Origin of the sequence: Mycolicibacterium holsaticum DSM 44478 = JCM 12374 (assembly GCF_019645835.1) — a bacterium.
Classification (GTDB): domain Bacteria; phylum Actinomycetota; class Actinomycetes; order Mycobacteriales; family Mycobacteriaceae; genus Mycobacterium; species Mycobacterium holsaticum.
The window spans coordinates 1,459,917-1,472,957 of the sequence record NZ_CP080998.1 but is presented as its reverse complement, the minus strand read 5'-3'; the positions used below and the strand labels follow the sequence as shown (position 1 = coordinate 1,472,957).

The following is a 13,041-nucleotide window of genomic DNA, read 5'->3' as shown; positions in this document are numbered from 1 at the left end:
CTCGACGTGATGAGCGAAACGGTGTACACCTTCTGCCGGTACTGTCTGGCGTCGTGTGGCCTCGAGGTGACGGTCGACGGCAACCGCATCACCAAGATCGCCGCCGACAAGCAGAACCCGCATTCGTGGCAGGACTTCTGCGCCAAGGGCCGCACCGCCAACCAACTCGTCGAGCATCCGCGCCGGATCCTCAACCCGATGCGCCGCGTCGGTGACACCTACGTCGAGGCCACCTGGGACGAGGCGATCGCCGACATCGCCGCCAGGATGACCGCGCTCATCGATGCCGACGGCCCCGACGCCGTCGGCGTCTACTACGGCAATCCGGCGGGATTCTCGTCGTCGAACGTCATCTTCATGAACGGCTGGCTGGACGCGATCGGGACCCAGAACCGTTATGCGGTGGGCTCGGTCGACCAGAACGCGATGCACGTGGCGGCCCAGGCGATGTACGGCTCGATCCTGATGGCGCCGGTATCGGACATCGACAACTGCGACTACTTCCTGCTGGTCGGCACCAATCCCGCGGTGAGCGCATGGAATTGGCTGGAGACCGTGCCGGCTGGGTGGCGACGCGCGCTGGCACGCCAGAGGCAGGGCGCCAAGATCGTGATCGTCGATCCGTTGCGGACCGAGAGCACTGAGAAGGCCGACATGCATCTGGCGGTGCGGCCCGGCCAGGACTGGGCGCTGCTGCTGGCGATGGTCAAGGTGATCCTCGACGAGGGTCTCGAACACCGCCAGGACTGCACCGAGCTGGCCACGGGCGTCGACGATCTGCGCACGTTGGTCGCCGACGCCGACCTCGACGACCTGGCCGCGCGCTGCGACGTCCCCCGCCGCGAAATCGAGCAGGTGGCACGGGAGTTCGCCGCCGCGCGCGGCGCCATGGTGGTGACCCGCACCGGGGTCTCGATGCACGTGGCCGGCACCGTCGCCGAGTGGCTCGGCCACGTGCTCAACGTCATCACCGGCCGGATGGACCGCCCCGGCGGCCGCAGATATGAGCCGGGCTACGTCGACGCGATCCGGATGTCGGGGATGGTCAAGGCCAAGCCGCACCGCAGCCGCCTGCTCGGCCGCGAAATGGTCGCCGGCGCCCACGCGTTGTCCGAATTACCCGACGAGATAACCACCGCCGGCCGCGGCCAGATTCGCGCGATGCTGATCAACTGTGGAAACCCGGTGGTGTCCGGACCTGACGGGGCGCGACTCGACAACGCGCTGGCACAGCTGGAACTGTTGGTGGCCATCGATTTCGTGCAGCGCGAGAGCCACCGCCATGCGCATTGGCTGCTTCCCGCCGTGCACTGGCTTGAGCGTGATGACCTGCTGGCGTTCACCAGCAACATGCACGATGAGCCGTACCTGCAGTACGGGGCGAGGGCCGTCGAACCGCCACCGGGCGCGCGTGAGGAGTGGCGCATCTTCGTCGACCTCGCGATCGCGATGAACGCGCCGTTGTTCGGCGCCAAGGGGCTCAACGGTTTCGTCAAGGCCACCCGCAGGTTGGCGCGAATCACCCGCAGGCCCGCGCTGGAGTTCGGACCTCATTGGATCGACCGCCTGGTGGTCGCGACCGGCCGTAAGTTCAACGGCCGCAGGATCAAATGGCGCGACGTCATCTCCCATCCCCATGGCATGGTGTTGGGCCCCAGGGAGTTCGGCCACTTCAGGAATGCGCTGCGCACCGACGACAAGAAGATGCATGCCGCGCCGCCCGAATTCGTCGAGCGGGCCCGCGAGTTGCTTGCCGAACCTCGCCCCGAGGCGCCGCTGGGCTATCCGTTCCAGCTGGCCAACCGGCGCCGCAGGCATTCGATGAACTCGTGGCTCAACGAGCTACCCGGCCTGCACCCGGCAGGCAAGGGCAACGACGTCGTCATCCATCCCAAGGACGCCGCCGACCTGGGAGTCAGCGACGGCGATCTGGTGCGGGTCTTCTCCCCGGTCGGCGCGATCGAGTTGAAGGCGGTGCTCAGCGACGCCCCGCGCCAAGGCGTGGTGATCATCGATCATGGTTGGGGCTCACGCGTCTTCGACCCCCGCGGCGGAGCCGGGCCGGTGTCCTACGGCGCGAACCGCAACCTGCTCATCGACGCTCGACCGGTCGACCCGCTGTCGCAGACCGCGACGCTGAGTTCGTCGTACGTCGGGGTCGAACGCGTTTAGAGTTGCGGGCCCTCGGCGCGTAGATCATCGACGTTGCGCATCGCATCACGCAGCTTGCCCAGCCATTCGTCGGCGTGTTCGCCGACCAGGCGGACCGACCACGCCAACGCATCTGACCGTGACCGTGCCACCCCCGCGTCGACCAGCGTGTCGAGCACCTGGCGTTCCGGCTGCCGTAGCCGCGTCATGACCGGTACGGCGAGACGGGTGAACATGATCGGCTCGGCGTCATCGGAGCCGACCCGGACGCCCCAGGCCACCTTGCGCCCGTAGCGCGCCTCGGCTTCGTCGGCGATGGCCATGCGTTCGGATCGCGTCTCCTCCCGGAACCGCGCCACCCGGCCGGAGGCGTGCGCCTCACTTTCCGGGGTGTCGGAGCCCTCGGGGTCGGGCAAGCGCCCGATGACGGTGATTTCCTCGCGGTCGACGATGACCGTCGGGTCACCGGTGAACCAGCCCCCCGACAGGCGGCCGGCGAACCAGTCGGGCGCGTCGCCCGCATCGGGCTGCTGTGTCTGCTGCCAGCCACCGGGTCGGCGGCGGCCGTGGATGTGGTGTCTCATGATTACATGATTACACCGTTACAAAGCTGGTGGGACGGGTTTCACCCTAGGGCGAACAACCTGGCGACGAGTTGATCAGCGGTCGGCGAGAAGGACGCGGGCGCACCAATCGTCGACCTGCGGCTGTGCGACGCCCCGCTCACCAAGCCATCCGAGTGGTCCGCCGGGATGCGCGTCAAGTGCTTTGAGCGCTGCGAGGATTCCCTTGGGCAGGGTGCTGAACAGTTCCGACGGCGCCCCCATGAGCCGGCTCCGGAACTTCGCGCGCTTGGCCGGCGCGACGGTCCGAACCATGCGTTCGATCACGGCCGCCATATTCGGGCCCGTCCGGTAGTAGTCGGCCAAAATCTCGGCGTGCGTCACCCCGGCGGCCGCCAGGAGAACAGCGATGAGCACACCGGTGCGGTCTTTACCCGCGACGCAGTGCACCAGCGTCGGCCCGTCGGCGTCGAGCACAAGGTCGAAGATGGCCGCCATATGCGGGCCGAGTTCGTCGAGAATCCGCCGGTACAGTCCGGCGACGTCAAAGATGCCGGCATCTGACAACGCCGCCGCGGGGTCGGCATCGGGGGCCATCGGGATCCACACGACTCGGGTGCCATCGCGGTCCAGTGGGTGGCTTCGGCTGCGTGTCTGCACTGATCGAAGGTCGAGAACGACCGACGGCGGCCAGGCAACCGAGTCCGGGAGCGCGTCACCGTCGAGCGGAGCATCCGAGCGCAGGAGAACACCGTGCCGTAGCCGAGTTCCGTCGGCGCTGCGAAGACCACCGAGATCGCGGAGGTTTGCTAATCGCTGAATTGAGCGCGTGGCCACTGGCCGCTACCTCGCCTTCGGATCGACCGAATCCAGCAGTGCCACCGGCAGTTCGAGCCAGCGCGCCCGCAGCCACTCGGCCAGGGTCTTCGCTTGTGAATCCTGCCTGGTGTTCTCCGCGGCGCCGCGACCCAGCAAGCCGCGGACGACGAAGTTGAGCGCCCAAAGGTTGGGTAGTTCGGTGCGCATGACGGGTAAGTCGGCGACCTCGGGCAGCAGCTTGCGCAGCCGCTCGGTGCTGAGCGCGGACCGCAGCCAGCGCCACTCTTTTTCCGAGCGGACCCACACGCCGACGTTCGCATCCCCGCCTTTGTCGCCCGAGCGTGCTCCGATCATGCAGCCGAGGGGAGCGCGACGCGTCGGGCCGTCGAACTCGGCGACAACCGGTGACTCGTCGTCCCACCGGAGGTCAGCCGTCTGGGTCGCAGGTGGGACCGCACGCGCGGTGCCATCGGGCAGATGGGCAACGTGGCGAATCTCGGTGTTGGGCAGGTAAACCGGCTCGTAGATGCCGTATGGGCGGGCGTTCTCCGGCGGTGAGGTGAAGGCCGCGCCGGGGAAAGTCGCCAACCCGAGTTCTATGGCCGCTGAGGAGAACCTTCGGCCCACCTTCTGCGCGTCGGGATCGCGCGCGGTGACCGTCAGCGCGGCGACCGCGCACGCCGCGTCGTCCGGATCGGGTTGGTCGGTTCGATCCAGTCGCCATGTCACGTCGTCGATGTGGCCAAGGGCCGGCTCGAGTTGCCGACGGAACAATGCGGCTTTGACCTCGACGTCGGGGCCCGGCACGAGCAGTGTGATGCTGTTGCGATAGCCGCCCAGGGTATTGACGGCGACTTTGGTCGTCGGCGACGGCGGAAGCCCTCGGACGGGATGGACACGGACTCGGTCAGGGCCGGCGACACCAAGCGTGATCGACCGTAGGTCGGCGGTGACATCCGGATTCCCGTAGTAGCGCCCTTGAATCTCGTAAAGCAGTTGCGCCGTCACCGTTCCCACCGTGACTGCGCCTCCCGGACCCGGGTGCTTGGTGATCACCGACGAGCCATCCGCGGCGATCTCGGCCAATGGGAACCCGAGCGGTTGTCCGTCCATCACAGCTGGAAGTTCCCGAAAGAAGGAGTAATTGCCGCCGCAGACCTGGGTGCCGCACTCCAGAAGGTGTCCCGCGACCAGCGCACCGGCCAGTTCGTTGAAATCGTCGGCGGACCACCCATGCCACCACGCGGCCGAGCCGATGACCATCGCGGCATCGGTGACCCGTCCGGTGACGACGATCTGGGCGCCCGCCCCCAGTGCGGCGGCGATCCCCCACCCGCCCAGGTAAGCGTTGGCCGTCACCGCGTGTCCGGGGATCCCGGGACAGCCGCGCACGTCGTCGCCGTCGACGTAGGCCACCGGCAAGCCCAACGGCCTCAGTGCCGCCGCGCACGCCGCGGGTGCGAGACCTCCGGCGTTGGCGACGATGCGTACCCCCGAGGCGGCGATGAGGTCGCGACAATCGGTCACCTGCTCGACGAACGTGGCCGCGTACCCATCCGCCGAGCCCTTCTCCCGAACGCGAGCCAGCACCCACATCGTGAGCTCAGCCAGGTAGTCCCCGGTCAGGACGTCGAGTGGACCCCCCTCGAGCATCTCGCGCATCGCCGACCTTCGATCGCCGAGAAAACCTGAGCAGTTGCCGATTCGAATTGCGCGCTCGGCCACGTCTGAGATCACCACCACTCCTCCACCGGGGTAAGCCACCCGAAGCTGAGTGTATACTGTCCGACGTTATTCAGAGTTCTAAGGTCGGTCTAATCCGACCGATCGACACGTCGATACGACGTCTGCGTCCACAACCGGAGCCGAGATGATCTCCACCCCGGAACACGAGATCTTTCGCGCCAGTGTGCGCGGTGCCATCGAGCCGCCACATCCTGTCCTTCATCGACGACTGGGGGCCTGCCAGCATGACCAAAGCACCTTGGCCACAACGCATTCTGGGGCGACTCGCGGCCTAACGAAGCGCTGGCGATTGCAGAACGGTACCGAGTTTCTCTAACACCTCTGGCCATACGCGCAGCGGCGCCCTCGGTGAGCCAACGCAGATACGGTCGGCGCCGGCCTGGTAGAAATCGACGACGACTTGCTCGGTCACCTCCCGCGGGCTCACCATCACCGTGATCTCGAAGTCCTCGTCACCGCGGCCATATTCCGCAAGATAGCTTCCGATCCGCGCGACCACATCCCGCGTCGACTCCGGCGTATGCCACGTACCCAACCAGCCGTTGCCAAGGCGTGCCGCACGGCGCAGCGCATGTTCGGACTCGCCGCCGAACACGATGGGCAGCTTTGCTCCGCGTGGCGGTTTCGGATTGAAATGCACCGGTGGCAGCTTTACAAACCTGCCGTTCGACGACGTGATCTCGTTGGACCACAGCGAGCGCAGGACCGGAACGATCTCGTCGCAGCGCGCCGCCCTGGTCCGAAAATCGATTCCGGCCGCCGCGAACTCTTCGGCCATCCAGCCCAACCCCGCCCCGAGAATCACCCGCCCTCCGCTGAGGATGTCGAGTGTTGCCACCGCTCGTGCCGTCACCAACGGATCGCGAAGAGGTAATACGTACACACACGTGCCAAGCCTGATGGTCGTGGTCTTCGAAGCGACACCACCAAGCAAAACCCATGGGTCGTATAAGTTCACGGCGCTGGGCACCGGCGGGGCGCCGTCATCGCGATATGGATACTTCGATCTGATGACATCTGGCCAGATCAGATGCTCAGGCACCCATACCGAGTCACACCCGGCCAACTCGGCGTCCTGGGCGAACCCGACAAGCTGATCCGGCTCCACCACCGACAGCCAAATCCCGACCTTCGGCTTCGAGTAGGGCCTTACCGGTCTGAGGACAACCATGTGGCCCTCCACTGCCTTTCCACCGCCGACTCATCCCCCACGACGGCGTCGCCTCGGTGGGGCGCCCCAAGAATAGTCGGTTATTAGCCAGAGCGGAAGTGTCGGACTTTTAGGGTCGGGGCCGTGCCCGGGTCGGGCGGGGCAGCTGGACCCGGGCCGGCACGTATTCCGTCAGCCCGAGCTGCGCCTGGCTGAGCCATATGCGTCCGGTTCCCCCACGTGCGAGCGCCGCCAGCAGGTGCTCGGCGGCGTCCGCGGGACTCAGCAGTTCCAGACCGGCGTCGAGGACGGCGGATCGCACCTCCGAAGGCACCAGCGGCGTGTCGACGACGCCGGGACAGAAGATCGTCAACCGCACCCCCCGTCGCTGTAGGCTGCTCGCCACGCTGAGTCCCAGCCCGACCACCGCGTGTTTGGTCATCGCGTAATACGGGTCGTCCGGATACCCCATCACCCCGGCAAGGCTGGCGACGAGCACAACGTCGCCTCCCCCGGCGGCCTCCATCAGCGGGACACCGGCCCGCAGACCGTGGATCACCCCTTCGACGTTGACGGCGTAGGCTCGCCGCACGCGCTCATAGGCAACGCTGACGACGTCGGGTTCGAGGATCGGTACGGCAGCGTTGAGGACCAGCAAATCCAGTCCACCCAGCCGAGTGTCAGCCGCCCGGGTCACCTGCTGCCAGTCGGCGGGTTCTGCCACATCGGCGACAACGAGCTCGACACCGCGCTGCCGAAGCCGGGCTGCCCCCGCCGGGTCGATGTCCACCGCGAGCGCACTGGCGCCGTCCGCCGAGAGCCGCTCGGCGATCGCGAACCCTATTCCGCTGCCACCGCCGGTGACCACGGCCCTGCGCGGATGCACGGGGAGCCCATCGGCTTGGTTATCGTCCACCCGCAGATGTCAACCGTCTTTGGTGGAATGCTCTTCGAGGTACGACAGGTGTTCGCGCATCGCCATTTCCGCCTCGCTGGCATCACCCTTCTCGATGGCTCGGACGATCTCGACATGCTGGCGAAACGTCCGCTTGCCCACTTCGGCACTGAGTTTGAGGTGATGAACCGGTTCGGTGACCTGGTGCAGGGCAGAGACAAACGCGGCGGCGACCCGGTTTCCGGATGCCTTGCTGATCGTCGAGTGGAATCGAACGTCCAATTCTGGAACGGCGGGATCGTCGAACGTCAGCGCCTTCTCCTCCTCGAGCACATCGTTGAGTTCGTCCAGGTCGGCCTGCGAACGATTGAGCGTCGCCAACCTGACCGACGGCACTTCGAGCATCCGACGGACCTCGGCCACCTCGCGGTAATCGACCGATCCCACCCTCAACATGTTCTCGATGTACTCACCGACGTCTGCGCCGAACGCATGATGGTCGAGGCTGCGCACAAATGAGCCTCCACCGGCCCCTGGCATCTTCTCGAGCAACCCGTCGGCGACCAACGTGCGTAACGCTTCGCGAATCGTGGTTCTCGATACACCGAAATCCGCCGCCAACTCGATTTCAGTGGGTAGCTTCTGGCCCGTGACCAGCGCCCCTGACCTGATCGCGTGGCGGATCTGCTCTTCGACTTGGTGTCGAGGACGTTTCACAACCGTCGCAGAAAAAGTCGGCGATTGCTTTTCCTTGGTCCCCACGTTACCTCCGACGGCACAGCTCGGAACTTGCCTGACCTTGTAACTGTACTAGAGTCAGACAATTGCCGCTCGAACGCATATCTACAACTTCGAAGTTTTCCGTCAACAACCGTCAAGATTCAGGGGGCCGGCTTGCCGTCCGTGTTCGTCGAAGAGATTGCCCAGGGGTACAACCCGCAGGAATGCGGCGAGGTCACCGCATCGGCCGGCAGCGCTTTGGGGCTCCGGGGTGGTTGCCGGTGACCGGGGTGCGCTACCAGAGCGCGGACGGTATCGCCACGCTGACGCTCGACGAGGTGGAGAACAAGAATGCCCTGAGCGCGACGTTGGTGCGCGGACTGAACGGCGCCCTGGAACGGGCGCTCGCCGACCCTGACGTGCGCGCGATCGTTATCACCAACGACGGCAACACCTTCTGCGCGGGCGCCGATCTACGAGCCGGCGCCGAGCGGTCGAAGACGGACGTCGTTCCGGTGTTCAACATGATCCTGGACGCCCCCAAACCCGTGGTTGCACGGATCGCGGGCCACTGTGTGGCCGGGGGTGTGGGTCTGGCTGCGGCGTGCGATATCTCCGTCATCGACGAGCGGGCCAGGCTGGGATTCACCGAGGTCCGGATCGGTGTGGTGCCGGCGATAATTTCTCTGGTGTGCCTGCCGAAGCTCACCCGCGCCGATGCGTCCGATCTCATGCTGTCGGGCCGACGCATCACCGGCGCCGAAGCTGCTCGGATCGGGCTGGTCAACTACGCGGTGGCCGCCGAGGAACTGGACCAGAAGGTCGCAGAGCTATTGGGCGAACTGCTCGCCGGCGGGCCGATCGCGATACGAGAGACCAAGCGCCTGATCCGATCGATGTCCTCGATGGCTTCGCCCGAAGCGTTCGCCGCGATGACAGCGCTGTCGACGGCCCTGTTCGCCTCGGACGAGGCCGCCGAAGGCATGGCCGCATTTCGTGAAAAGCGCCCGGCGGCCTGGATTCCGGGGTCCTGCGAAACGGCCGACGCCAAGGCCTACTGAATGGATTGGCCGCCATCGGCCACCAGTACCGAGCCGGTCATGTAATCGGACCGGTTCGATGCGAGTAGCACGGCTAGCGGCCCGATTTCCGCCGCATCGGCCATGCGCCGTGCCGGGATACGTTGGAGAACACGAGTTTCCATCGCGGGATCGGCACGCACGTCGGCACTGAGGTCGGTCGCCACATAGCCCGGCGCAATGGCGTTGACCTGGACGCCGTGGCGCGCCCACTCAAGGGCCAGCACGCGGGTGAGGTGCAGAATCGCCGCCTTTGACGCGCAGTAGGCCGAAAAGCCCGATGCCGCCATCACCCCGAAGTGACTCGCCACATTGATGACCTTCCCGGATCCCTGGGCGGTCAGATGGCGCCCCGCAGCCTGACAGCAGATAAAGGTGCCGCGCAGATTCGTGTTGATCACCCGATCCCATTCCGCCAGAGACAAATCCAGAGCGTACGAGGCGGTCAGGATGCCTGAGTTGTTCACCATGACATCGAGACCGCCCAGTCCTTGACGGACGTCGTCGACGGCGGCATTGACACTTTCGGCGTCGGTGACGTCCATGTGAGCGACGACGGCCGCACGGCCCAACCCACGGACTTCGTCGGCAACCTTCTCGAGGTCCGGCAGCGACCGCGCCACGAGCCCGACATCGGCCCCGGCCGCCGCGAGTTCCAGCGCGATCGCCCGGCCGATTCCCCTGCTCGCGCCGGTGACCACGGCCTTACGCCCCACCAGAATCTGATCGCTCATACGGTGAGCATGCCAGATGCCGACCAATGGAGTTGATTGTCCGCTCTTTTTCACGTATAAATTGTCCATCAATTGCTCCGCGCGGGCCGCGGGTTGAATTAGGGGGTCGGCGATCGGACGCGTCAGCCTGGGATCGGGCAGACACCAGCAGACCGGCATCGGCGGCCGCACCGGTGCCGAGAGCCCGGAAATCCCGCCGACGGACTTTGGACAGTCTGCCGCTGTGTCGGACAAAACAATCCCAACCACCGTCGGGCTCACGCATAATCGCGGCGAAGAGATCAGCGCTGGAGTCCGCCCGAACCGACGCGCGGGAACGCGAGAATGACACAGTCCACCGAGCACGATGACGTGCTGATCAGCCGTCGCACCGGCGAGGCGGTTCACCTGATCCTCAACCGGCCTGCGGTACTCAACGCGCTCAACACCGAGTTGCTTGACGCGCTGGACAACCAGCTGGACTCCGCCTTGGCCGACGCGACCGTCCGGGTCATCATCATTCAGGGCGCGGGCGGGCGGGCGTTTTCGGCCGGGGCGGATCTGAAGGAACTCACGGGGCTCGAGAGCGAGGCAGCGCTGCAGCTGCTCAACCGGGGCCAGCAGGTGTTCCGCCGGATCGAACTGGCACCGAAACCGATTGTGGCGGTGGTGGACGGATTCGCCATCGGCGGCGGTTTCGAGCTGGCTCTGGCCTGTCATCTGCTGATCGCGACCGAGCGATCGGCGTTCGGTCTGCCCGAAGCGACGTTGGGCCTCATACCCGGCTACGGCGGCACTCAGCGCCTCACCGACGCACTGGGCCGCCGCCTGGCCTTACGACTGATGTTGACAGGTACCCGCCTGAGCGCCGAAAGCGCCGCCCAGGCAGGGATGCTGGCGTGCCCGGCGGTGGCGCCCGACTCGCTGGCCGCCGTCGTCGACGAGTTCGTCGAACAACTGTGCCGGGCAGCACCTGCCGCAACACGTGCCGTTCTCACTGCGACGAGCGCCGGGGTGCCGTCGACCTTGGCGCTCGGACAGGAAGCGGCGCTGGCCGCGATCGCGATCTCGTCGGACAACGGGCAGGGCGGTATCGCGGCGATGCTGGCGAAGATGGCCGACCGGTGAACCTGTCTGACGCCGCAGCCCTCGACGAAAAGGCTGCCGACCTCGCCCTGCGACCCGAAGAACTCACGCTGCGGGACAAGGCGCGCGATGTCATCGCTGCCGATATCGCACCATATGCCGCCGCCACCGATCTCACCGGTGAGTTCCCCCACAAGCAGTACCGAGCGCTCGTCGACGCCGGTCTCGGCGCGTTACCGATCTCGAAATCCGATGGCGGATTAGGGGCATCCAGTGCGGCTTACGCCGTCGTCATGGAGGAGATCGCTGCGGCGTGCGGGTCGACGTCGTTGGTGTACATGACCCAGATGCACGCCGCGTGGCCGATCGTGCGATGGGGCACCCCCGAACAGCGAGCAATGTACGTGCACCGCTTGTGCGTTGGTGACATCTACGGCTCCATCGCGATCTCCGAACCCTCGGGCGGCTCTGATGTCAGCGCCTTGACCACGACCGCACAACCGCTCGGCGACGGCTTCGTGCTCAACGGGACGAAGACGTTCATCACCTCCGGTGACGTGGCCGGGGTGATCGTGACTTTCGCGACGGTCGACCGCAGTGCCGGCCGTGACGGCGTGGTCGCGTTCCTCATCGATCCCGACAACGGCGGCGTCGATGCCAGCACGCCGTTCGCCAAGATGGGAATGCACGGCTCGTCGACGGTGGAACTGTGCTTCCGAGACTGTGAAGTACCGCGCTCGGCAGTGCTCGGCGACATCGGCAAAGGTTTCGCCGTCGCAATGTCTTCCGTCGTCAAGACGCGGCTCAGCGCGGCGGCCCAAGGGGTGGGATTCGCCGCGGCGGCGTTGCGGGCAGGCGTGGAATACGCCGCCGAGCGAGATCTTCTACACCCCAAGAACGATGCGGGACAGTTCATTCAGTCCGAGCTGGCATTCTTGCGCGCCAAGGTGCTGGCCGCCCGACTGCTGTTGATCCAGACCGCACGCGTCATCGACGCCGGGAACGGGACCGAGGTGGCCGAAGTCTCGACCGCCAAACTGTTGTGCACCGAGCTGGCCGTCGAAGTCGCCGACCGCGTCGTCGAGCTGATGGGCCCTGACGGCGACCGGCGTGAGGCCACCATCCAGCGGTTGTTGCGTGATGCGCTGGTGACCCGAATCTACGACGGAACCAACGAAATCCAGCGGTTGCTGATCGCGCGCGACACCTATTCACGAGGACAGAGAACATGACTCAACCACCCAGCCCGCTCAACGTGTCGGTGATCGGGGCCGGAACAATGGGTTCTGGCATCGCAATCACGTCGCTGCTCGGCGCGCACAACGTATGCCTCATCGACGTCGACGACGAACGTATCGAGCTGGGTAAGGAACAGGTCGCAAAGTTCCTGGCGCGCAGCCTTTCTCTCGGCAAGATCAGCGAATCCGATCATGCCGCTGCCACCGGTCGCCTCAGCGCCTCGACTTCGCTGAAGTCCGCCCGCGACGCCGACATCGTCATCGAGGCGGTGTTCGAAGACGTCGAGGTCAAGCAGGCGCTTTTCGGCGAGCTTGATGCGATCTGCCGACCGGACACCCTCTTTCACACCAATACCTCGACGCTGTCGGTGACGGCGATCGCCGCCGGTTCGGAGCGGCCCGATCGGGTCGTGGGAACCCACTACTGCAACCCCGCTCCACTGATGAAGCTGGTCGAAGTGGTACCGGGGCGCCGTTCGGCGGACGAGGCGATACGCCGCTCCGTCGCCTACATCGAATCCATCGGAAAATCCATCGTCACGGCCAAGGACGTACCCGGGTTCATCGTCAACCGGCTCCTGGTGCCGTTCGAGAACGATTGCATCAGAGCCTTGCAGGCCGGTCGTGCCGACGTGGAAACCATCGATGCCGCCGTCACGCTCGCCCTCGGGTATCCGATGGGCCCGTTCAAACTGCTCGATACGGTCGGGCTGGACATCCACTACGCGGTCTCGATGAGCTTGTTCACACAGCTTCACAATCCGCGCTTCGCGCCCCCTCCCCTGGTCACCCAGATGATCGCGGCCGGCGACCTCGGACGAAAAACGGGCAGGGGCTTTTACAGCTACGAGCAGAAGTTGGCGTTCGGTGCCTAAGGAGGC

12 protein-coding genes are annotated in these 13,041 nt (G+C 65.9%); 5 read left to right on the top strand and 7 right to left on the bottom strand.

Annotated elements, in window-relative coordinates; genetic code table 11:
- Positions 1–9 precede the first annotated feature (9 nt).
- On the top strand, positions 10–2,172 hold the full coding sequence (locus K3U96_RS07135) for a molybdopterin-containing oxidoreductase family protein (protein ID WP_220692526.1): 2,163 nt from the start codon (positions 10–12) through the stop codon (positions 2,170–2,172).
- On the opposite strand, the gene abmR is transcribed toward K3U96_RS07135, so the two are convergent.
- The 6 genes from abmR to K3U96_RS07105 all read right to left on the bottom strand — a co-directional run bounded on the left by abmR (position 2,169) and on the right by K3U96_RS07105 (position 8,041).
- Positions 2,169–2,735, bottom strand: a complete 567-nt coding sequence (abmR, locus tag K3U96_RS07130) for an ATP-binding transcription factor AbmR (protein ID WP_069404849.1) — start codon at positions 2,733–2,735, stop codon at positions 2,169–2,171. The genes K3U96_RS07135 and abmR overlap by 4 nt on opposite strands.
- Positions 2,736–2,810: 75 nt before the next feature.
- Positions 2,811–3,551, bottom strand: a complete 741-nt coding sequence (locus K3U96_RS07125) for a tyrosine-protein phosphatase (RefSeq protein WP_220692525.1) — start codon at positions 3,549–3,551, stop codon at positions 2,811–2,813.
- Between the two features lie 6 nt (positions 3,552–3,557).
- Positions 3,558–5,270, bottom strand: coding sequence for an acyclic terpene utilization AtuA family protein (locus K3U96_RS07120; protein ID WP_268928472.1), 1,713 nt, complete (start codon positions 5,268–5,270; stop codon positions 3,558–3,560).
- A gap of 280 nt (positions 5,271–5,550) precedes the next feature.
- A complete protein-coding gene (locus tag K3U96_RS07115; RefSeq protein ID WP_220692524.1) occupies positions 5,551–6,450 on the bottom strand; it encodes a TIGR03619 family F420-dependent LLM class oxidoreductase in 900 nt (299 codons plus the stop codon).
- A gap of 109 nt (positions 6,451–6,559) precedes the next feature.
- A complete protein-coding gene (locus tag K3U96_RS07110) occupies positions 6,560–7,345 on the bottom strand; it encodes an SDR family oxidoreductase (RefSeq protein ID WP_220692523.1) in 786 nt (261 codons plus the stop codon).
- A gap of 9 nt (positions 7,346–7,354) precedes the next feature.
- Positions 7,355–8,041 (bottom strand): FadR/GntR family transcriptional regulator, encoded by a 687-nt coding sequence (locus tag K3U96_RS07105; RefSeq protein ID WP_230982391.1) that lies wholly within the window; start codon positions 8,039–8,041, stop codon positions 7,355–7,357.
- A 284-nt stretch (positions 8,042–8,325) separates the two neighbouring features.
- Here K3U96_RS07105 and K3U96_RS07100 point away from each other — a divergent pair, with 284 nt between their 5' ends.
- Positions 8,326–9,105, top strand: a complete 780-nt coding sequence (locus K3U96_RS07100) for an enoyl-CoA hydratase/isomerase family protein (RefSeq protein ID WP_220692522.1) — start codon at positions 8,326–8,328, stop codon at positions 9,103–9,105.
- Here K3U96_RS07100 and K3U96_RS07095 read toward each other — a convergent pair.
- Positions 9,099–9,857, bottom strand: a complete 759-nt coding sequence (locus K3U96_RS07095; protein WP_220692521.1) for an SDR family NAD(P)-dependent oxidoreductase — start codon at positions 9,855–9,857, stop codon at positions 9,099–9,101. The two genes, K3U96_RS07100 and K3U96_RS07095, sit on opposite strands and share 7 nt — an antisense overlap.
- 324 nt (positions 9,858–10,181) lie before the next feature.
- On the opposite strand from K3U96_RS07095, the gene K3U96_RS07090 reads away from it, so the two are divergent.
- The 3 genes from K3U96_RS07090 to K3U96_RS07080 are packed head-to-tail and all read left to right on the top strand — an operon-like array spanning position 10,182 to position 13,035.
- Complete coding sequence (locus tag K3U96_RS07090; protein ID WP_220692520.1) at positions 10,182–10,964, top strand: enoyl-CoA hydratase/isomerase family protein; 783 nt, start codon at positions 10,182–10,184, stop codon at positions 10,962–10,964.
- Positions 10,961–12,154: an acyl-CoA dehydrogenase family protein gene (locus K3U96_RS07085; protein ID WP_220692519.1), complete on the top strand. Its 1,194-nt coding sequence runs from the start codon at positions 10,961–10,963 to the stop codon at positions 12,152–12,154. Before K3U96_RS07090 ends, K3U96_RS07085 begins: the two co-directional genes overlap by 4 nt.
- Positions 12,151–13,035 carry a 3-hydroxyacyl-CoA dehydrogenase family protein gene (locus tag K3U96_RS07080; protein ID WP_220692518.1) on the top strand — a complete coding sequence of 295 codons (885 nt, stop codon included), beginning with the start codon at positions 12,151–12,153 and terminating at the stop codon, positions 13,033–13,035. Before K3U96_RS07085 ends, K3U96_RS07080 begins: the two co-directional genes overlap by 4 nt.
- Positions 13,036–13,041 lie beyond the last annotated feature (6 nt).

Bases quoted from the DNA above. Each gene is read 5' to 3' on its own strand.
- K3U96_RS07135 (WP_220692526.1), top strand. From the start codon at position 10: ATGAGCGAAACGGTGTACACCTTCTGCCGGTACTGTCTGGCGTCGTGT.
- K3U96_RS07090 (WP_220692520.1), top strand. From the start codon at position 10,182: ATGACACAGTCCACCGAGCACGATGACGTGCTGATCAGCCGTCGCACC.
- K3U96_RS07115 (WP_220692524.1), bottom strand. From the start codon at position 6,450: ATGGTTGTCCTCAGACCGGTAAGGCCCTACTCGAAGCCGAAGGTCGGG.
- K3U96_RS07095 (WP_220692521.1), bottom strand. From the start codon at position 9,857: ATGAGCGATCAGATTCTGGTGGGGCGTAAGGCCGTGGTCACCGGCGCG.
- abmR (WP_069404849.1), bottom strand. From the start codon at position 2,735: ATGAGACACCACATCCACGGCCGCCGCCGACCCGGTGGCTGGCAGCAG.
- K3U96_RS07080 (WP_220692518.1), top strand. From the start codon at position 12,151: ATGACTCAACCACCCAGCCCGCTCAACGTGTCGGTGATCGGGGCCGGA.